This is a genomic window from Rhizobium sp. BK008 (assembly GCF_014197345.1).
GTDB lineage: Bacteria > Pseudomonadota > Alphaproteobacteria > Rhizobiales > Rhizobiaceae > Rhizobium > Rhizobium anhuiense.
Genome location: NZ_JACIFK010000007.1, coordinates 238,685 through 258,306, shown reverse-complemented (window position 1 = coordinate 258,306; position 19,622 = coordinate 238,685). Strand labels below are relative to the sequence as shown.

Sequence of the window (19,622 nt, the reverse complement as noted above, 5' to 3'; positions counted from 1 at the left end):
AAAGCACCGGTCAGGAATCAAGACGCGGTGCGCGAGGGAATCGCCTGCAGGTGGCCGGCAAGCTCAACCCTGTTGCGGCCGCCGCGCTTGGCGACGTAGAGCGCCTTGTCGGCGGCACTCAGCATGGCGTCGAAATCCAGGCTGTTCGAGCGGCCGGGCGCAACGCCGACGCTGACCGTGCATGTCAGCACTTCGTTGTCGATCTGGATCTCGCGCGCTTCGAAGGCGCGGCGGATGCGCTCGGCCGCCAATTCCGCCCGGCCGGGCATGATCTCCTTCAGTACCAGCGCGAATTCCTCGCCGCCGAGCCGGGCGGCGATATCTCCGGCGCGGCAATGGGCGGCGAGTTCGGCGGCGAAGGCCCTGATCACGCTGTCGCCCACGGCATGGCCGAAGCGGTCGTTGACGGATTTGAAATGATCGATATCGAAGACGATGACGGCGGTGGTGTTGCCCATCGGGCGCGTGCCGTACTCGTCGAACAGGGCGCGGCGGTTGAGCAGGCCGGTCAGCGGATCGGTGATCGCCTCGAGGCGATGGCGAGCGGCGAGCCGCCACTGATGCAGCGCCAGCGACAGCGCGCCGATCCCGGTCATGCCGGCGATGCAGACGGCGAGACTCAGATCTTCGGCCCAGTTGCTGGGGGCCTTGCCGAGCACCAGCTTTCCGTCGGAGATCAGCACGGCGGCGCAGAGGACGAAGGAGATTGCGGTCAGCGTATAAAGCGCGGTGATGCCGAGGAGCGGGGCCGGCGCCTCGGCGCGGGCGAGCCAATATTGCCGGGCGGTGGCAAAGAGCAAAAGAGCAATGGCGATATTGTCGGCAATGAAGGCGAGGCCGTCATAACCCAACAGCATCGGCACGACGGAGAAGACCATCGCCGCAAGGGCGCGGATCGCGATGGCCGGAACGGACGGACGGCCGGTGAGGAACTGCCGGCCGGCCCCCCAGATGGTAGCAAAACCGGCATGAAACAGCACGAAGTTGGCGACGCCCAACCATGTCTCCGGCGTATTGACATAGGCGCTGTAGACAAAAATGCCGCTGACGACCAGGACCAGGCCGACGGTGGCGGTGAGCAGCACCGTTTCCGCCCGGCGGACAATCCAGCTGCCCATCAGTGTCACGGCAAGGCATGCCGCGGAGACGCCGAGCGCTAGCAAAAGGGAGTTGTAGTCAAGCATCATGCTCTTCAGTCTCCGCAGCTATTCCAGTGCCGGATGTTGGCAGCTTCTGGGGTTCGCAGCGAGGAATGTCTTATGCATCCGTTAACAAATGATGCACTGCACAATGCAAATGTTACGCGTTTAACGTCACGCCGAAACTTAAGATGAATATTCCATTTAAAATTGAATTCTGAAAACCTATACCTGCTACACCACCTGCCAATGCAGGGGAAACATCGGATCGAACACCGTCACCGGACCGGCGCCGGTTTCAATCTTCGCGGGAAAGACGACCGGCTCGGCCTGCCGTGAGAGCGTGATGCGCTCTTCGTTCGGCGCAAGCCCGTACCAGGCCGGCCCGTTCAGCGAGGTGAAGGCTTCGAGCCGCTCCAGCGCGCCCTCCTGCTCGAAGACATGGGCAAGGCAGCTCATCGTATTGACCGAGGTGTAAATGCCGGCGCAGCCGCAGGCGCATTCCTTCAGCGGATCGACATGCGGGGCGGAATCGGTGCCGAGGAAGAAGCGGCCGTCACCGCTTGCGGCGGCCGCACGCAGGGCCAGCCGGTGGTTCTCGCGCTTGGCGACCGGCAGGCAGTAATAATGCGGGCGGATGCCGCCAACCAGGATGGCGTTGCGGTTGATGATCAGGTGATGGGTGGTGATCGAGCCGGCGAGATTTGATTTGGCGGCCTTGATGTAATCGACGCCATCTGCTGTCGTGACATGCTCCATCGTCACCTTCAGTTCCGGCAGACGCTTCCGCAGCGGATCGAGCACGGTGTCGATGAAGACGGCCTCACGATCGAAGATATCGACCTCAGGCGTCGTCACCTCGCCATGGACGCAGAGCGGCAGGCCGATCTTCGCCATGCGTTCCAGCACCGGCATCGCCTTTTCCATATCGCGCACGCCGCCATGCGAATTGGTCGTGGCGCCGGCGGGATAAAGCTTGACGGCAGTGATGAGGCCGCTCGCAGCCCCCTCCTCCACGTCATCGGGGCTGGTATGCTCGGTGAGGTAAAGCGTCATCAGCGGCTGGAAGCGATGGCCGTCCGGCAGCGCCTTGAGGATACGCTCGCGATAGGCCCTGGCGTCAGTGGTGGTGACAACGGGCGGCACGAGATTGGGCATGATGATGGCGCGGGCGAAGGTGCGGCTCGTATCGGCGATCACGCCTTCCAGCATGGCGCCATCGCGCAGATGCAGGTGCCAGTCGTCAGGACGGCGGATGGTGATCGATTGCATGGCGGGCCTCCGAAGCGATGCGTCTGCGGCCTCGATAGCACTAAAGCGCGTCGCATTGAAATTGATTCATGCGACGCGCTTTCGCTCTTTTTTCAAGCATGTCGTTACCCCGGAACCGCAGCACACTTCCGGGCGACATGCATTAGCGCCTCGCATTGAAATTGATTCATGCGATGCGCTTTCGCTCTTTTTCCATGCATGCCGCACGGGATCACGCCAGCGCGATCTCCAGCGTCACATCGGCCGGGCGGCGGTTTTCGAGGATCAGCCGGCCGTTCGGCAGGTCGTTGCCGTAGACCTTGGCGCTGGCGGCTTCCTCGGTCAGCTTATAACCGCGCCAGCGATCCCAAAGGCGCTCTTCCAGCACCTCGATCGGAGGGGCGAGCATGATCGTGTAGTCGAAGATGCCGTCGAGTTCAGCCCATTTGCCCTGCGTGAAGAGCAGATAATTGCCCTCGATGATGATGAAACGATCCTCGGGAGAGATCGGGCGGGCAGAGGCAATCGCAAGCTCGCGCGAGCGATCGAAGACCGGGACGAGGACTTCCTGATCTGCGGGGCGAACCGCGCGGACGATATCCAGGAAGCCGCGCACATCGAAGGTTTCCGGAATGCCCTTGCGGGCAAGCAGGCCGCGTTCGATGAGAATGGCATTGTCCATGTGGAAACCATCCATGGGCAGCACCGCGACACGCTCGCCTTTCGCCTTTAGGGCGTTGGCCAGATTGTCGGCCATGGTCGATTTGCCGGCACCCGGCGGCCCGGCGATAGCGACCAGGAAACGCCTGGAGTTGCCGGCGCGGTCAAGAACTGCGCCGGCGATTTCGTCGATGCGTGCCGTCATGCCGCGACGGTCTCCGTCGGCACCGCCTTGGCGCCGGTCATGAAGGCGACGGCGTCGGACATGGTGTATTCCTTCGGATCGATCACCGTGAGACGCCGGCCGAGGCGGTGGATATGGATCCGGTCGGCCACCTCGAACACATGCGGCATGTTGTGGGAGATCAGCACGATCGGCAGGCCGCGGGCTCTGACGTCGAGGATCAGTTCCAGCACGCGGCGGCTTTCCTTGACGCCAAGGGCTGCCGTCGGTTCGTCCATGATGATGACCTTCGAGCCGAAGGCGGCGGCGCGGGCGACCGCGACACCCTGGCGCTGGCCGCCGGAGAGCGTTTCCACCGCCTGGTTGATGTTCTGGATGGTCATCAGGCCGAGTTCGGACAGCTTGTTGCGCGCGAGCTTCTCCATGGCCGGCCGGTCGAGCATGCGGAACATGGAGCCGAGCATGCCCGGTTTGCGGATCTCGCGGCCGAGGAACATGTTGTCGGCGATCGACAGCGCCGGCGACAGAGCAAGGTTCTGATAGACGGTCTCGATGCCGGCCTCGCGCGCTTCCATCGGCGAGCGGAACTGCACCTGCCGGCCTTCCAGCGTGATCACCCCCTCGTCCGGGGTGACGGCGCCCGAGATCGCCTTGATCAGCGAGGACTTGCCGGCGCCGTTATCGCCGATGACGGCGAGGATTTCACCCGGATAGAGGTCGAAATCGGCATTGTCGAGGGCGGTCACGCGGCCGTAGCGCTTGACGAGACCGCGGGCGGTGAGAAGGGGTTCGCGAGCCATGATTACACCGAAACCTTTCTGATCCACTGATCGATAGCGACGGCGGCGATGATCAGCACGCCCGTCAGGAGGACTTTCCATTGCGGGTCGGCACCGAGCATGTTGAGGCCCATCGACACGACGCCGACGATCATCGCGCCGAACAGCGTGCCGAGAATGGAGCCGCGGCCGCCGAAGAGCGAGATGCCGCCGATCACGGTCGCGGTGATCGCCTGGAGGTTATAGTCGGTGACCGCCGAGGACGGCGAGATCGAGCCGTTGCGGCCGATCGAGACCCAGGCGGCGAAGGCGGCGATGACGCCCGAAATCGTATAGACGGTAAGCAGCACCTTCTTGGTCTGGATGCCGGAGAGCTTGGCCGCTTCCGGATCGTCGCCGACCGCATAGACATGCCGGCCCCAGGCGGTGTGATTGAGCACATACCAGAGCAGCAGGACGAGCAGCACCATGGCGATGACGCCCAGCGTCAGCACGGCTGTGCCGGCTTTGAAGCTCATGGCGAAAAGATGCAGCAGCGGCGCCTGTTCGTCGACGTCGGTGTCGCGGATCGTCTCATTGGCGGAATAGATGAAATTCGTCGCCATGACGATATTCCAGGTGCCGAGCGTGACGATGAACGGCGGCAGTTTCATGTAGGCGACGAGGAAGCCGTTCAGCAATCCGCACAGGCCGCCGACAAGCATGCCGGCTGCGACCGCGATCGGTGTCGGTATGCCGTAGGTGATGGCGACATTGCCCATGATGACGGCCGAGATCACCATGATGACGCCGATCGAAAGATCGATACCGGCCGTCAGGATCACCAGCGTCTGGGCGGCGCCCAGAATACCGACGATGGCGATCTGCTGCAGGATCAGCGTCAGCGTATAGGACGAAAAGAACCGTCCGCCGATGGCGATGCCGAATATGATGATTGCCAGCACCAGCACGATCAGCGGCACGGCGGCCGGCGTCGAGTGCAGAAAATGCTGGGCGCGCTTGATCAGCGAGACATCCTGGTGCTCGAAGGAGGCAACGCTCTTGTCGCTGCCGTCGAGAACGCGTTCGAATTCCTGTGTTCCGGTCATGGTTCCTCCTCCGCATCCGCGCGCCGAACTCGCGCGGGGGCCGTCACCGATATCCTTCCGGTCTTTGCTTAGCCGGTTCGCGAGGCGACGGCACATCGTCCGTCGAAAACGGCCGGGGATCAAGCCCCGGCCGGTCTGCTTTTAATAAAGTGGGCTCAGCCCCAGCACTTGTCGGTGCCTTCCTTGGTGTCGATCGACTTGACGCCGGAGACCGGCTTGTCGGTGACGAGCGAAACGCCGGTGTCGAAGAAGGACTTGCCTTCGGTCGGCTTCGGCTTTTCACCGCTATCGGCGAACTTCTTGATCGCCTCGATACCGAGCGACGCCATCAGCAGCGGATATTGCTGCGAGGTGGCGCCGATGACGCCTTCCTTGACCGACTTCACACCCGGGCAACCGCCGTCGACGGAGACGATCAGCACGTTCTTTTCCATGCCGACAGCCTTCAGCGCCTGATAGGCGCCGACAGCGGCCGGTTCGTTGATCGTGTGGATGACGTTGATGCCAGGATCCTTCTGGAGAAGGTTTTCCATGGCCTTGCGGCCGCCTTCTTCATTGCCGTTGGTCACGTCATGGCCGACGATGCGCTTGTCGTCTTCGTCGCCGATCTTGTCCGGGTTCTTCGGGTCGATGCCGAAGCCGATCATGAAGCCCTGGTCGCGCAGAACGTCGACCGTCGGCTGCGACGGGGTCAGGTCGAGGAAGCCGACCTTGGCGTCCTTGGCCTTGTCGCCCAGCGTTTCCTTGGCCCACTGGCCGATCAGCTTGCCGGCGAGCAGGTTGTCGGTGGCGAAGGTGGCGTCGGCGGCATCGGCCGGCTCGAGCGGCGTGTCGAGAGCGATGACCAGCAGGCCGGCATCACGCGCCTTCTTGACCGACGAGACGATGCCCTTGGTGTCGGAAGCGGTGAGCAGGATGCCCTTGGCGCCGTCGGCGATGCAGCTTTCGATGGCGGCGACCTGGCTTTCGCTGTCACCGTCGATCTTGCCGGCATAGGACTTCAGCGAAACGCCGAGTTCCTTGGCCTTGGCCGTCGCACCTTCCTTCATCTTGACGAAGAAGGGGTTGGTGTCGGTCTTGGTGATCAGGCAGGCAGCAACGTCAGCCGCCATGACAGGAGCGGAAAAAGTGACACCAAGCGCGAGCGCGCCGAAAGCGAGAACAGATTTCTTCATGGAACTCCTCCCAGAGTTTGCCGGCGCCGCCCCTGCGGGGCCGGAATCTTAAGATATGACACTTCGCCGTGGATCGCTAATGCCTCCCAGCGGTCCCGTGCCCTTGACGACGGCAATTAAGAGCGAAAAGAAATCGGCTTGTCAATAAATAAATCCAATTGAATTATTAATTCGATGTGGCATGCTCAATCGAATTAGGGCATAGGCCAACAATCGGGAGGAGCGGCCATGTCGTCCTTGGATGGACCGGCGAATATACCGGTCCCGCCACCAATTCTGAATCCGGCCGGAGGTGCGAACCAGGTCAGGGTACGGGCCTATAACGAACGGCTCGTGCTGTCGCTGGTGCGTCTCTACGGCGCGCTGTCGAAGGCCGATATCGCACGCCGCAGCGGCCTGTCGGCGCAGACCGTCTCCGTCATCATGCGGGTCCTGGAGAAGGAAGGGCTGCTTTCGCGCGGGGAACCGGTGCGCGGCCGTGTCGGCCAGCCGTCGATCCCGATGCATCTCAATCCCGACGCCGTCTATTCCTTCGGCCTGAAGATGGGCCGGCGCAGCGCCGATCTGGTGCTGATGGATTTCGTCGGCCGCATTCGCATGCAGTTGCATAGGACCTATGCCTATCCGCTGCCGCATGAAATCCTCGCCTTCGTCACATCGGGCATCCGCGAACTCGAAGACCGGCTCGACGACAAGCAGCGCGGCCGCATTGCCGGCCTCGGCATCGCCGCGCCTTTCGAGCTCTGGAACTGGGCCGAAGAGGTGGGGGCGCCGCCGGGTGCCATGGAGGTCTGGCGGGATATCGACCTGCAGGCCGACATCGCCGAACGCGTCGCCCACCCTGTCTTCATGCAGAACGATGCGACCAGCGCCTGCGGCGCCGAACTCGTCTTCGGCGTCGGGCCGTCCTATCCCGATTTCGTCTATTTCTTCATCGGCTCCTTCATCGGCGGCGGCATCGTCCTGAACTCGGCGATCTTTTCCGGCCGCACCGGCACGGCGGGCGCGATCGGGCCGCTGCCCGTGCGCGGCAAGAATGGCGAGACCAAGCAGTTGCTCGAGATCGCCTCGATCTTCGTGCTCGAAAACATGCTGCGCGAGCGCGGCATCGATCCCGAGCCGCTCTGGTATTCGGCCGACGACTGGGTGGATTTCGGCGAGCCGATGGAAAGCTGGATCCAGGATAGCGCCAAGGCGCTGGCGCAGGCGATCGTCGCGGCCGCCTCGATCCTCGATTTCAGCGCGGCCGTCATCGACGGCGGCTTTCCCGGCTGGGTGCGCAGCCGCGTGGTGCAGGCCACCATCGACGAAGCCGCCAAGCTCGACCTGCAGGGCGTCGTCATGCCCGAAATCATCGAGGGCGCGGTCGGCGCCCAGGCGCGCGCCATCGGCGGCGCCAGCCTGCCGATCTTCGCGCGTTACCTCACCGACCAGAACGTACTCTTCAAGGAGGTAGACCATGCTGAAAGGACTTGATCCACTGTTGAGCCCGGAGCTGCTTTTTACGCTTCGCGCCATGGGTCACGGCGACGAGATCGCCATCGTCGACGGCAATTATCCGGGCGTCGAACATGCGCGCCGGCTGATCCGGCTCGACGGCCACCACCTCATCCCGGTGCTCAACGCCGTGCTCAGCGTGCTGCCGATCGACGATTTCGTTCCCGAGGCGATCTTCCGCTCGACCGTCAAGGCCGAGCGCGACAAGCTCGACCCGGTGCATGAGGAGATGATCGACTGCTGCGCCCACCACGAGCCGCACCGGCAGGTGGTGCCGCTGATCGGCCAGGATTTCTACGGTCGGGTGAAAACCGCTCATGCGGTGATCCAGACCGGCGAGCCGAGGCTCTATGCCAATATCATCTTGCGCAAGGGGGTGATTTATCCGAGGGAGGCGGGTGCCAAGGCGGCGGCCGGGGTGGATCCGTTCGTCTTCTAGCGGTCACCCGTCAATTTCGACTTCCGCTTCACAGTTTACGGGCGCATTTAAAGGGATGGCCATGCCGATGGACGAGCGGGCGTGGGCGCCAATGTTTGGCCCGTACAGCTCCAGTATCAGATCGGAATAGCCGTTTGTGACCAGCGGCGTCTCATTAAAACTCGGAGCAACATTCACCATGGCGAAGACGCGCAGCCAAGCCGTGACCCGATCAAGGTCTCCGATAGCACGTTTGAGGCTGGCGAGGTGGGCCAGGGCAACGAGCCGGGCCGACGCGTAACCCTGCTCTGGCGAGACCTCCGCTCCGACCTTGCCAAGCGGGGCTGCCAATGTCCCATCGCGGTTGCACGCGACGTGACCGGAAATGTAGGCGCGGTTGCCGCGCACCCGAACCCAGACGAAGGGCATTCGCAGCCCTTCGCGAACTTTCAAAGGCTCGGGCAATTCCAGACCCATGTCGGCCAGACGTTGTTCGATGATGGCCATGGTGCACCTCCCGGCATGATCAAGGTAGGATGTCATCGAGCTCCGGCATCAGAACGACGCCCTCGTTGGCGGCGGGGTCATTGCGGGCACCGAGGAACTCGGCGTTTTCGGTGCAGCGATTGACGGCCACATGGGGAACGCCGGCCGGAATGAAAAGATAGTCGCCGGCGTGGACCAATTCGCACTGTTCGAGCCTCGACCCCGACCAGATCTCGATCTCGTGACCCGCGGTCATGAGAAGGGCCGTCTCGTGTCCCTCATGGCGATGGGCCCTGGTTCGTCTGCCTGCGGGTAGCGAAATCGTCCCGAGCCACAGCATGGTTGATCCGACGCTTTCCGCCGAGACGCCCGAGCGATAGACAGACCCCTGCTCGGCGACATGGCTGCCGCTCCCGCGTACGACTTTCGCGGCTAACAGATGCGGATTTTTCGGTTGCGTTGCTTCGTTCTTCATCGCTTTCACCACTTCAACCGCTGCACTGGAGCAGACTGCGCGTTCAGCCGGCGCAAGTCCTGAAGCGGGGCCGAAAAGTTTCCGAAAAGCTGCGAAATCGCGGTATCATTCCCGGCCATGAACACCCAGCACCTTGCCTTCGGCCACTTCGAGTTCATTGCCGAGAACGGATGCCTGTTTCGCGACAATAGGCCTGTCGCTATCGGCGCCCGAGGTGCTTCGCTGCTTGCCGTTCTGCTTTCGGCACAGGGGGGTGTCGTCTCCAAGTCGGCCTTGATGGATGCCGCGTGGCCGGGATTGGCCGTCGAGGAAAGCAATCTTTCCGTTCAGATTGCCGCCCTTCGCAAGCTGCTCGGCCCCGCATCAGACGGCAGCGGATGGATCGTCACGGTTCCGCGGGTCGGCTACAGATTCTCCGGTCCGGTGGAGAGCCGGACCGATGCAGCCGATAGCGGATGGCATGCGCAGACCAGTTCGATCCCGGCGATTGCGGTACTGCCGTTCGAGAATCTCGGCGGCGATGCTGAAAGACAGTATCTGGCCGACGGCATCACCGACGACCTGATCATGGCGCTCGTCCGGTTCAGATGGTTCCGCGTCGCGTCACGTGGGGCGAGTTTCACAAGGAGGAATGGCTCGAGCGATCAGCAATCTATCGCGCACGAACTTGGCGTCGATTTTCTGGTGGATGGAGCTGTTCGGCATGCCGGCGATCGGATACGAATATCGGTGCACCTCGCCGACGTCGCGAAAGGCGCCACCGTCTGGTCCGAACATTACGATCTTCAGGTGGCCGAGGTATTTGCGGTGCAAGACGCCATCGCCGAACGGATTGCAGCGGCGGTCGAGCCCGAGCTGCTGTTGCGCCATGGGCTTCAGGTCGCTCCGCACACCGGCAACATCACTGCCTGGGATCTTGTCCGGCAAGGCACATTCCATTTCCACAAGGTCACGCAGTCCACCCACCTCATGGCCCGGCGATTTTTCCGCGAGGCCACGGAGCTCGATCCCCTGCTGCCGGAGGCGCAGATCTGGCGGGCGCGGGTCAATGCGGGCCTCATTGCCTACGGCTGGACCGATAACCCCGCCGCGGACGGGAAGGAGGGTTTGGATGCGGCGCTGCGCGCGATCTATCTCGACGCGCGAAACCCGTATTCGCACTATGCGCTGGCGATTGTGTCGGCCTATACAGGCAGGGCTGACCAGGCGATCCTCGCAGCGGAACGGTCCATCGAACTCGGTTCGAGTTTCGCGTTGGGCTATCTCGTCCTCGGCATGGCCCGTCTTTTTTCGGGTGATGCCGCCGGTGCGCGCAAGCCCCTGGCTCGCGGCCTCGAACTCAACCCCCATGATCCGCAGAATGGGGTTTGGTTCGGCCTCTTGATGCTTGCATTGTTGTTTTCGGGCGACGTGGAGAGCGCGCTCGAAACGGGGCGTACGGCGTTAAAGGCGCGGCCTGACTGGCCGGCGCTTCTGCGCATTCAGGCGTGTTGCCATGCGGCCGCGGGACATCGTGAGCAGGCTCGCCGCTTTGCTACGGCGGCCAGCGACTTTCCCGAAGCTGCCGGCGATGCGCTTGGTCCTTTCAGAGATGGCAACAAGGAATGGGCCACCCGCCTGGACGAGCTGCTGCGAGAGGCGGAACTTTAGAACGACCGGTTGGCAAAGGCCGCTCAGGATCGGCGCCGAAGAAGCCTGAGGATTTCTACGGTCGGGTGAAAACCGCCGTTCGGTGATGGGAAATTCCAGTCGGGATCGGCTTCATTAGCCGTCGCTCAGTCGCAAAACCTCAAACAAAAGTTAGACTTTCACAACCTGGATCTGCAATAGTGTTGTCTGATCTCTTTCCGTGCAGCGCCTCGCGCCCTATCGCGGACGACGATCTACCGGGTGATGAAGCGGTTGGGTGTCAAGCGCTCAACGCCGTAAGACATGTGGAATCCGGGAGTGTCGATTGATCGATCATCTGTGTGCGTCGAACTGGTTTGGGAAAATCAAATGAAGGAGCGCCTGGTGATTGCTTGCGTGCTCGTTGCCGCCGCCTACATGGCGCTCCCGACAGAAACTCGATTGTCTACCCCTATCAAGCCAGACGGCATCCCACCGGCGAGCGAAACGCCGCCTTCCAGGATCTACAAGGATGCTTCAGGGCGCGAGGCGCATATTGCGACGCCCTTGCTAGACAAATTCTCCTATGCCGGAGATGCCGACCTCTGCATCGAACTACGGGAAATGACAAAATCCAATGCGGATGCCGCAGAAGAGCTTCTAGACGCCTGCGGCAACATTTCAACGGGCAGCGCAGCTGAGATAAGCCAAAAACGTATCTGGTTGGCCATGATCCTTGGCGACGCGGACGAGGAGTATACTTATTCTCTTTCCGACAACGAAACCGATCGAAACAGGCGCGCTGTCCTGGCAATCTCGATGCTGAGAGCCGCACTGGATGCGGCTGCGCCGGATGCTGCGAAAGAAGCCTTCTCTGCTCTCGATAGCCTTTGGATCGCAAATAATGCGAGCGGGGCCTCTACCGGTTATTATCCACCCTTCCTGTTTGGCTCTGCCATGAAAGCTGAATCTGGTGAAGCGCTGTTGGCCCTGTGCCCGCTTGCCGGTCGGACCGACTGCGATAGGTTCGTACCAAGCGGAATGCCCAAGGCTCTGGAAGAGCTTGGGCGCTGGAAATCCAACGAGACCCTGCTGTTGCGTTCTGCAGAACTATTGGAACGCGAACACAAAGGCATCAAAGATCCAGACAAAGAAGCGGAGCTCGACTTTGCTGAGGACTTTTCTGCAACGCTGGGCTATGCCAATGAGCTCAATCCAGGAAACGGAAGCGCTCACGCCAGGCGGGGTGTGAAGCCGCTGGAGGAGTGGCTGAGCAAATTTGAAAACAGCACCGATGAACGTGAATTGCGATACATCTATAGCAAACTTGGCACAGCATACGGACGCATCGCATCGGATACCCAGCAGCGCACAGACGCTGAAAAGGCTGTAAAATTCAATAGTCAGGCATTTGAAATAGCCAGAAAATTAGACAAGGACGGCCCCAGCTGGGAAAACATGGCGAACCTTGGCGATGACACGCTACTCCTAGCCGAACTGAACCAGCAGGAAGCTGGATTTCAGAAAGCGTTGAAGCTTCATCGTGACGCATACGCGATAACGGAAAAGCAGAATTCGCAAGACGCTTCCGCCTATATGAATATGAAACTTGCGCGGACCCTGCAGCACTATGCAAAGGCAGAGCTTCCTTCGGTTCCGAAAAACGAGAGGATCGCGATGTTGGACGAGGCGGTCAATTTAGCTGAAGGCGTCAAGCCGCTATTCGAACAGACGGGCACATCACTCTACCTTCGAATGACGAACAACGTCCTCGCTGAAGCAAAAGCCCAACTCACCTCGCTCCACCAATCGAAATTGCCTTGACAATCCGGCCTATGAAAAGGCGCCGATGTCTAATTCATGGTTTCCGTTGAAGCGAGGTAATGCATCGTGGAAGCGGCTGATTAATCAAAGTCGTCAAGCGGGATTTTCCGGGCCTGGTAAAGCCTCATCCGATTTGCGGGAGAAATATCCGTTTCACGCATCGAAACGCCCGCCCCTTCTTCAATGCAACCCGCCATTAACTTTCAAGGGTCACAAACGAGTTACGGACCTGTGCGGCTTTATCAACGACGGTATTGCCCGACTTTCTTAATTCCGCCCGAATGAGTTGTGGCGGTCTTCAATCACGGACAGGACGCCGATGCCGTGAAGTTGCCCATTGGTCGCCGGTATCCGGTGACACGAGCAGCAGCCGTGCCGGCTGTTGATTGAAACATGTCGGAGACGATGCGGTTCTCCAAACTGGCCATGAGGGCTCTTCGCACAACAGGAGCCTGTTCATATGCCTCGCGTCCAACCGACCAGACCCCAGGTGGAGATCCTTGTCTGGCTCGCGGTCTTCCTGCTTCTCTTCTGCCTGTCGTGGTTCTTCCACTGGCATGAGGGGCTGGATGCGTTCATCGAGAAGCATCATGACTATCCGCTGGACCACGCGCTCCTTGCCCTGAATATCTCCGGGTTTCTCGGGCTGATCTATTCCGCACTGCGGATCCGTGATCTCTCGAGGGAGGTTCGTCGCAGGCTGCAGGCCGAAAAGAACGTGGATTGGATTGCCTGTCACGACACGCTGACCGAACTGCCGAACCGCAGATTTCTGGAATCCGTCTGCGCGCAGTCGATGAGCGATCAGAGGGCACAAGAGACCTATGCCGTGTTCAGCATCGATCTCGACGGCTTCAAGAAGATCAATGACCTCTTGGGGCACGATCACGGTGATGCGGTGCTGAAGGCCGTTGCGCAACGGCTCTCCTCCCTCTTTCCGCGTGAGCATGTCTTCCGCCTTGGTGGAGACGAGTTTGTCGTTCTGGCGCGGCGCACGGGAAATCCCGATCTTGCCGCCTTGGGGAACCGCATCGTGAGCGTGATCGGCAAGCCCTTCACCTTCAATGGCGTCGCCGTCGACCTCGGCGCCAGTGTCGGCTTCGCGCTTTATCCGGAGAACGGTGATGACCTCAGCCAGGTCATCCGACATTCGGACTGCGCGATGTATGTCGCCAAAAAGCAGGGGCGCGATCTGGTGAAGCCCTTCGTGCCTTCGATGCAGGAAGAGTTGGCGAAACGGATTCGGGTGGAAGCCGATCTGAGAGCCGCCATCAGGAAGGCTGAGATCGTTCCCTACTATCAACCGCTCGTGGACCTGAAGACCAACAAGATTATCGGCTTCGAGGCACTGGCACGCTGGAAGACCGCTTCCGGCGAATTCATCCCGCCGAACGAATTCATTCCTGTGGCGGAAGAAGCCGGGCTGATCGTCGAATTGACCGACCAACTGCTTCGCCGCGCCTGCACCGACGCGCTGTCCTGGCCAAATGAGCTCGTCCTGTCATTCAACCTTTCCCCGATCCAGTTGAGCGACCGGTTGCTGGGCCTCAGAATTCTCAAGATATTGGGCGATGTCGGTCTGCCCGCGCACAGGGTCGAGCTCGAAGTGACCGAAAGCGCCATCATCCAGGACGCCGTCACGGCACGTATCGTGCTCGACGATCTGGTGAACGCCGGTGTCAGGATTGCCCTCGACGACTTTGGAACGGGCTATTCCAGCCTCTCGCAGCTCTCCAACTACCGGTTCGACAAGATCAAGATCGACAGGAGTTTCGTCGCTTCATTCGAAACCAACGACAAGCAGGACAAGGTGATCAAGGCCATCATCGCTCTCGGCGCCGGGCTTGGCGTGACGATCACCGCCGAAGGCATCGAAGAGGAGAGCCAGCTTCAGCGGCTTCAGGATTTGGGCTGCGACATCGGCCAGGGTTATCTGCTCGGCAGGCCAGCCCCGGCCGAGATGCTCGCCGCAGACCATGTCAGCGCCAGACTTTCGCAACGGCGCTGACGGGTCGACGGGTCTTACTTGGAATTCTTTGTCGCGCTGCTTTGTTGGAAATGCTCAACGGCGCCGTCGATATGAAGCCAGTGATGTTTTGATTGCTCAAAGATGGACAGGGCAGGAGCCGGAGATCGCGGGTCTGCCAACGCACCGACGGCAACACCGGTAAAACCTGGCAGGTTGTCGGCCCTCCAATAGACCGTAGACCCGCAGTTCGGGCAAAAATAGTTGCGGATCTTTCCACCGCTTGCGGCTGTCCGGTTAAATTCACGCTGGCTTCCCGAAACGGCGACGGAGTCCGAGGGATAAAACGCACCGACGCCGAATGGACTGCCAGTTCTGCGCTGGCAATCGAAACAATGACATGCAACGACCAATCTTGCCTGCTGCGAGAGTGTAACGGTGAGTCCACCGCAACTACATTGTGCACGGGTCATTCGGAAATCTCCGGATATTTTGGGATAATCGGCAAAGCTTGGCACCAGGACAATACGCCTGGCAGTGCTGCAGTCGCCACTGATGTGGCCGATCAATACAGCAATCTTTGCTCAAACAGGTTATGACAGGACCTGGGAGTTTTCAAGCGCGTGCCTATTCTTGGCGGATGCGAGGTCGGGCATTCCGTCGTTGGATCTATGCAAGGAGCAGCGTCGCGGCGTGTCCTTCGAGGCTTCGCCCTGCGGGCTGCGCGCCGCAGGATGAAGACAATTGGAGTGCCGCGACAAGGTCAGGTGTTCAAGCCGCCGTCCACCGTGAGAATGGTTCCCGTGATGTGCCTTGCAGCCGGGCTCGCGAGGAAAGCCACAGCCGCCGCCACATCTTGCGGCTTGCCGTAACGACCAAGTGGGATCAGCGCACGCTGGAAGTCGGCGAAGTCGCCATCGGCGGGATTCATATCGGTGTCGGTCGAGCCCGGCTGGACCAGGTTTACGGTGATATCGCGAGATCCCAGTTCCCGAGCGAGGCCGCGGGTAAACGAGTGAAGCGCGGATTTTGTCATGAAATAGACCGTACCGGTGTCACCGACGATGCGTTCGGCACCGGCCGAGCCGATCGTGATGACTCGGCCTCCCGCCTGCAGATAGGGAATGGCGGTCTGCGAAGCGAGCAAAGGCGATCGCACATTGACATCCAGCAGCGCATCGATGTGCTCGACGCTGACGTCGGCGATCGCACCGTAAAGCGCAATTGCGGCATTGTTGACGAGAATGTCGAGACCGCCGAGCGCCTGGGCGGCCTCGTCGACCGAACGCTTCACGGCCGCCGGATCGGCACTGTCGGCCTGGATGGCAAGCGCCTTGCGGCCCTTGTGCTCGATCGCCCGGACGACTTCGGCGGCGCGATCGGCCGAACGCTCATAGGTGATGGCGACATCAGCGCCTTTGTCGGCAAGCGCCAATGCGATGGCGGCGCCGATCCCACGCGAGCCACCGGTGACCAGGGCACGCTTACCAGCCAGTTCTGTCATGATCTTCTCTTTCTGTAATGATCGATACATAAATAGCTAGGCGCATTGCCGCGAGGTGTCAACGGGTTTATATAATGATCGATGCAGAAATCGGATGAGAACCGGAAAGTCGATGACAGCCCTGCCCGCAGCCGCGGACGGCCGCGGGCGTTCGATCGGGAAGCAGCCCTCGCCCAGGCGACCCGTCTGTTCTGGATCAAGGGCTTCGAGGCGACCTCAATCGCCGACCTCACCGAGGCGATGGGGATCGGATCGCCGAGTCTCTACGCCGCATTCGGCTCGAAGGAGGCGCTCTATGCCGAAGCGTTGCGCCACTATCGCGAGGACAACGAGGCGCTGGTCTGGGCAGGCTTCTTTTCGGCGGGCACGGCCCGCGAAGCGGTCAAGTCGCTTCTGATGGATTCGGCCGCTGTCCTGACCGGCTGTGTCGTGGATATTCCCCGCGGCTGCATGGTGACGCTGTCTTCGGTCGGCAGTGAGGGCTATGTGGAACTCGGCGAACTCGTGCGAGCCGCCCGCACCGTGACGCTCGACCGCCTGAAGCTGCGCCTGAACCAGGCGATATCAGAAGGCGAAATTCCGGTCTCGACCGACATCCATGCGCTCGCCCGATTCATCCAGACCGTTCAGAACGGCATGTCGATCCTGGCCCGTGACGGAGCGAGCCGTAGCGAACTGGAGGCAGTCGCCGAGCTGGCCATGCTGGGTTGGGACACTCGGACCGCGGATGCCGAACGCGGGCAAGGCTGATCGCGTTTCATACATCGCTGCGTGGATGCTCATGTGTCACCTTGGTCAATCGCCTCGGGAGCTTCGGGCGACCACTTCATCAGCGCTAGAGCGGTTCACCTTCTCATGGAAACGCCGAACCGCTCTAACTTTTTGTTTTTACACAATTCCGAACGGAAAACCGCTTCGCACTTTTCCTGGAATTGCTCTAGGCTGAGACGAGGCAGTCTCTTCTCACGCCAAATTTCGTACGAAGTCCTGAGTGGCTCCCCGGCACATTCCAATCCCGTGGAATCGCCTGGCTCGACCGAGGTCGATCTGGCGGGATTTTCCGGAAAGTCACCGGAGGCGGTTGCTTTTGCATTCTTTATCAGCCATTCTAGAATGAACGATAAAGAATCGGAGCGACTATGGGCCGGACGCGGGAATTCGATGAGGAGGCGGTGCTGACGGGGGCGATGCACATCTTTCGCAAGCAGGGCTATCAAGGCGCATCAATCCGGGACCTTGAGGAGGCGACGGGCCTCAAAGGCGGCAGCATCTATCATTCGTTCGGCGACAAGGCCGGCCTCTTCGACGCAGCGTTCGGACACTACCACCGGATTGTCCTGGAAGGGCGGATCGCGCGATATGCGCCGCCAGGGAGCGGACTTCAAGGCTTGCGCCAACTGTTCCTTTCACTCCTGCATGAGCCCGACGACGGCTCCCTCGGCTGCCTGATCACCAACACGGCGGTGGAATTCGGCGGTGGTGTCCAACCGCATCCCCGTGTCGAGGCCGCGCTCGGTCTCCTCCGCACCACATTCGGCTCGAGGCTTACCGAGGCGTCGACCTTCGCTCGGGATGCCGATGGCGCCAAGGCGACGAGGACAGCCATCCGCCTTCTTGCCCTCTATCAGGGCCTCCTCGTGCTCATTCGCGGCGGCGAAGACAAGACCGGCCTGCGGCAGGCAATAGAAGACGAATTCAATCAACTGGAGACGCTGTCATGACACCTGAGGCGCTATGGAATCGATATGCAGCCATCTGGTCGCTGGATGCTGCCGCTCGCGAGCCGGAAATGTTGGCTTGTCTCGCTGACGATGTGACCTATTGCGATCCGAATGGAACGATCGCGGGACGAACCGGTCTCTCGGCTTACATGGCCGGATTTCAGGAGAGCGTACCGGGAGGCCGGTTCAAGATATTGAGCGTTCTCCATCATAATGAACGTTCGCTGGCACGCTGGGCACTGCGCCGGGAAGGCGACATGGTCTTGCAGACGGGCACCAGCTTCGGAGTGATTTCCGATGGCCGGCTCGGCGCGATCACCGGCTTCTTCGATCCTCTGGCGCCACAGCCGCATGAGTAGCGAGGCGACACGCAGGCTGGCGCTCGACTTTGCGGGCCAGATCGCTCCAGCCGGCTCCATCGATGTCCGACGCTTCTTCGGCGGATCCGCTCTGGTCCGAAACGGCGCGCAATTCGGATTCGTCATGAAGGGCATCTTGTATCTCCGCGTCGACGATGCGATGCGCGCGGAGTTCGAGGCCGATGGTTCCGAACCGTTCAGCTACCGTGCGGCCGGCAGGGAGGTGACGGTTCGCCGCTACTACGCAGTCCCGGCCTATGTGATCGATGATCCCGCATTGCTGCACGCGTACTCGCAGCGGGCATTGCACGCTACGCCCACGGCCGGCCACAAACTCTCCGACACGATGCTCGCTTTCAACCCACCTGGCTAATGCCGATGCCAGGCCCGGCCTTCGCCGGATCGAGCCTGAGCGTCAAATCTCTCCCGCCGAGGGTCCCCAGACATCCGTCAGGGCGAAGCCGTTCGGATGCGGGTCGAAGGGGTCGAGGGCCACCTGGGTCAGGCCGAAGGTGAAGCCGCGGCCGGTGATCGTGGGGATGACGGCCGGGCGGCCGGCCACCTCGGTCACCGCCTGTAGCCCGACCTCGAATTCCGAGCCGATGATCGATTTCGAGGTGAAGGTGTCGCCGACCTTGGCCTTGCCGCGGGCATAAAGGGTGGCAAGATTGGCGGAATTGCCGGTGCCGCAGGGCGAGCGGTCGGCCCGGCCGGGCCACATGGTGGTGCAGGTGCGCACCGTGCCGTCGGCTTCGGTATCGCGGAACATGACATAGGCGACACCGGAGATTGCCGGGATCTCGGGATGGACGACCTTGATGTCGCGGTTGATCAGTTCCTTGAGGATCATGCCGGCCTGGACGAGGCCAGCGGCATTGGCCTTCTCGATCGTCAGGCCGATCTGGCCGACATCAACAAGGGCATAGAAAATGCCGCCATAGCAGATATCGGCCTTGATCCTTCCCCAATGCGGCGTGTCGACGCCGACATCGAGCTCATGCACGAAGGAGGGCACCATGGTGAGCTTGACCTTCTCGCAGCGCCCGTCGCGGCAGGTTGCCGTCGCCTTGACGAGGCCGGCGGCGGTTTCGAGCGTGACGATCGTTTCCGGCTCCTGCATCTCGACGATGCCGGATTCGAGCAGGGCGGTGGTGACGCAGATCGAATTCGAGCCGGAGCTCGCATGCGCCTGGTCGGGCTGCAGGATGACGAAGGCGGCATCCGCGTCAGGATGACGCGCCGGCAGCAGCAGGTTGACCGAGCCGATCGGCGCGCCGCGCGGCTCCAGGCAGAGGAAGCGGCGAAGCTCATCGCCCTTCGGATCGGTGTTCAGCCAATGCAGCTGGGCGGCGATGGTGTCGCCCGGGATCTTCGGCACGCCGCCGATCGCAACGCGGCCGATTTCGCCCTCGGCATGGACATCCAGCAGCTGGATCGTGCGCTTCCATCTCATATCGAAAACTCCAGTTCGGACGTGACGGGGGATGC

General features: G+C 61.3%; 20 protein-coding genes. 9 read left to right on the top strand and 11 right to left on the bottom strand.

The genetic code is table 11. The features are described from left to right. Positions 1-17: 17 nt before the first annotated feature. The 6 genes from FHT69_RS25415 to FHT69_RS25390 form a co-directional block, all read right to left on the bottom strand. Positions 18-1,187: a GGDEF domain-containing protein gene (locus tag FHT69_RS25415; RefSeq protein ID WP_028756636.1), complete on the bottom strand. Its 1,170-nt coding sequence runs from the start codon at positions 1,185-1,187 to the stop codon at positions 18-20. Between the two features lie 186 nt (positions 1,188-1,373). Next, on the bottom strand, positions 1,374-2,411 hold the full coding sequence (pyrC, locus tag FHT69_RS25410) for a dihydroorotase (protein ID WP_183906128.1): 1,038 nt from the start codon (positions 2,409-2,411) through the stop codon (positions 1,374-1,376). Positions 2,412-2,622: 211 nt separating this feature from the next. Further along, positions 2,623-3,255, bottom strand: a complete 633-nt coding sequence (locus tag FHT69_RS25405) for a nucleoside triphosphate hydrolase (RefSeq protein WP_028756638.1) — start codon at positions 3,253-3,255, stop codon at positions 2,623-2,625. Beyond that, complete coding sequence (locus FHT69_RS25400) at positions 3,252-4,034, bottom strand: ATP-binding cassette domain-containing protein (RefSeq protein ID WP_028756639.1); 783 nt, start codon at positions 4,032-4,034, stop codon at positions 3,252-3,254. Before FHT69_RS25400 ends, FHT69_RS25405 begins: the two co-directional genes overlap by 4 nt. A gap of 2 nt (positions 4,035-4,036) precedes the next feature. Then, complete coding sequence (locus tag FHT69_RS25395) at positions 4,037-5,101, bottom strand: ABC transporter permease (protein ID WP_028756640.1); 1,065 nt, start codon at positions 5,099-5,101, stop codon at positions 4,037-4,039. A 155-nt stretch (positions 5,102-5,256) separates the two neighbouring features. Continuing rightward, positions 5,257-6,276, bottom strand: a complete 1,020-nt coding sequence (locus FHT69_RS25390) for a sugar ABC transporter substrate-binding protein (RefSeq protein ID WP_028756641.1) — start codon at positions 6,274-6,276, stop codon at positions 5,257-5,259. A 228-nt stretch (positions 6,277-6,504) separates the two neighbouring features. Between FHT69_RS25390 and FHT69_RS25385 the strand changes: the two genes are divergently transcribed. After that, positions 6,505-7,752 (top strand): ROK family transcriptional regulator, encoded by a 1,248-nt coding sequence (locus FHT69_RS25385; protein WP_028756642.1) that lies wholly within the window; start codon positions 6,505-6,507, stop codon positions 7,750-7,752. Continuing rightward, entirely contained in the window at positions 7,736-8,212 is a 477-nt protein-coding gene (locus tag FHT69_RS25380; protein ID WP_028756138.1) for an RbsD/FucU family protein, read from the top strand. Before FHT69_RS25385 ends, FHT69_RS25380 begins: the two co-directional genes overlap by 17 nt. 3 nt (positions 8,213-8,215) lie before the next feature. On the opposite strand, the gene FHT69_RS25375 is transcribed toward FHT69_RS25380, so the two are convergent. Together FHT69_RS25375 and FHT69_RS25370 are read right to left on the bottom strand one after the other, a co-directional pair. Next, positions 8,216-8,698, bottom strand: coding sequence for a RidA family protein (locus FHT69_RS25375; RefSeq protein WP_028756137.1), 483 nt, complete (start codon positions 8,696-8,698; stop codon positions 8,216-8,218). Between the two features lie 19 nt (positions 8,699-8,717). After that, positions 8,718-9,152 carry a cupin domain-containing protein gene (locus FHT69_RS25370; protein WP_183906127.1) on the bottom strand — a complete coding sequence of 145 codons (435 nt, stop codon included), beginning with the start codon at positions 9,150-9,152 and terminating at the stop codon, positions 8,718-8,720. Between the two features lie 117 nt (positions 9,153-9,269). Between FHT69_RS25370 and FHT69_RS25365 the strand changes: the two genes are divergently transcribed. The 3 genes from FHT69_RS25365 to FHT69_RS25355 all read left to right on the top strand — a co-directional run bounded on the left by FHT69_RS25365 (position 9,270) and on the right by FHT69_RS25355 (position 14,592). Next, positions 9,270-10,802 (top strand): winged helix-turn-helix domain-containing protein, encoded by a 1,533-nt coding sequence (locus FHT69_RS25365; protein WP_028756135.1) that lies wholly within the window; start codon positions 9,270-9,272, stop codon positions 10,800-10,802. 348 nt (positions 10,803-11,150) lie between these two features. Continuing rightward, the gene (locus tag FHT69_RS25360; RefSeq protein WP_183906126.1) at positions 11,151-12,584 is read left to right on the top strand and encodes a hypothetical protein; all 1,434 of its coding nucleotides are present in this window, start codon (positions 11,151-11,153) and stop codon (positions 12,582-12,584) included. 460 nt (positions 12,585-13,044) lie between these two features. Further along, positions 13,045-14,592, top strand: a complete 1,548-nt coding sequence (locus FHT69_RS25355; RefSeq protein WP_183906125.1) for a bifunctional diguanylate cyclase/phosphodiesterase — start codon at positions 13,045-13,047, stop codon at positions 14,590-14,592. 14 nt (positions 14,593-14,606) lie between these two features. Here the strand turns inward: FHT69_RS25355 and FHT69_RS25350 are convergent, their stop codons facing one another. Both FHT69_RS25350 and FHT69_RS25345 read right to left on the bottom strand, forming a co-directional pair. Continuing rightward, the gene (locus FHT69_RS25350) at positions 14,607-15,023 is read right to left on the bottom strand and encodes a GFA family protein (protein ID WP_183906124.1); all 417 of its coding nucleotides are present in this window, start codon (positions 15,021-15,023) and stop codon (positions 14,607-14,609) included. Between the two features lie 290 nt (positions 15,024-15,313). Then, the gene (locus tag FHT69_RS25345) at positions 15,314-16,054 is read right to left on the bottom strand and encodes an SDR family NAD(P)-dependent oxidoreductase (protein ID WP_183906123.1); all 741 of its coding nucleotides are present in this window, start codon (positions 16,052-16,054) and stop codon (positions 15,314-15,316) included. Positions 16,055-16,135: 81 nt separating this feature from the next. Between FHT69_RS25345 and FHT69_RS25340 the strand changes: the two genes are divergently transcribed. From FHT69_RS25340 to FHT69_RS25325, 4 genes are all read left to right on the top strand, one after another. Continuing rightward, positions 16,136-16,804, top strand: a complete 669-nt coding sequence (locus FHT69_RS25340; RefSeq protein ID WP_168332445.1) for a TetR/AcrR family transcriptional regulator — start codon at positions 16,136-16,138, stop codon at positions 16,802-16,804. A 389-nt stretch (positions 16,805-17,193) separates the two neighbouring features. Beyond that, complete coding sequence (locus FHT69_RS25335; protein ID WP_132573651.1) at positions 17,194-17,775, top strand: TetR/AcrR family transcriptional regulator; 582 nt, start codon at positions 17,194-17,196, stop codon at positions 17,773-17,775. After that, positions 17,772-18,134, top strand: a complete 363-nt coding sequence (locus FHT69_RS25330) for a nuclear transport factor 2 family protein (protein WP_183906122.1) — start codon at positions 17,772-17,774, stop codon at positions 18,132-18,134. The genes FHT69_RS25335 and FHT69_RS25330 overlap by 4 nt, the downstream gene beginning before the upstream one ends. Continuing rightward, complete coding sequence (locus FHT69_RS25325; RefSeq protein ID WP_183906121.1) at positions 18,127-18,507, top strand: TfoX/Sxy family protein; 381 nt, start codon at positions 18,127-18,129, stop codon at positions 18,505-18,507. The genes FHT69_RS25330 and FHT69_RS25325 overlap by 8 nt, the downstream gene beginning before the upstream one ends. A gap of 42 nt (positions 18,508-18,549) precedes the next feature. Here the strand turns inward: FHT69_RS25325 and FHT69_RS25320 are convergent, their stop codons facing one another. Then, positions 18,550-19,587 carry a 4-hydroxyproline epimerase gene (locus tag FHT69_RS25320; RefSeq protein ID WP_028756127.1) on the bottom strand — a complete coding sequence of 346 codons (1,038 nt, stop codon included), beginning with the start codon at positions 19,585-19,587 and terminating at the stop codon, positions 18,550-18,552. Positions 19,588-19,622 lie beyond the last annotated feature (35 nt).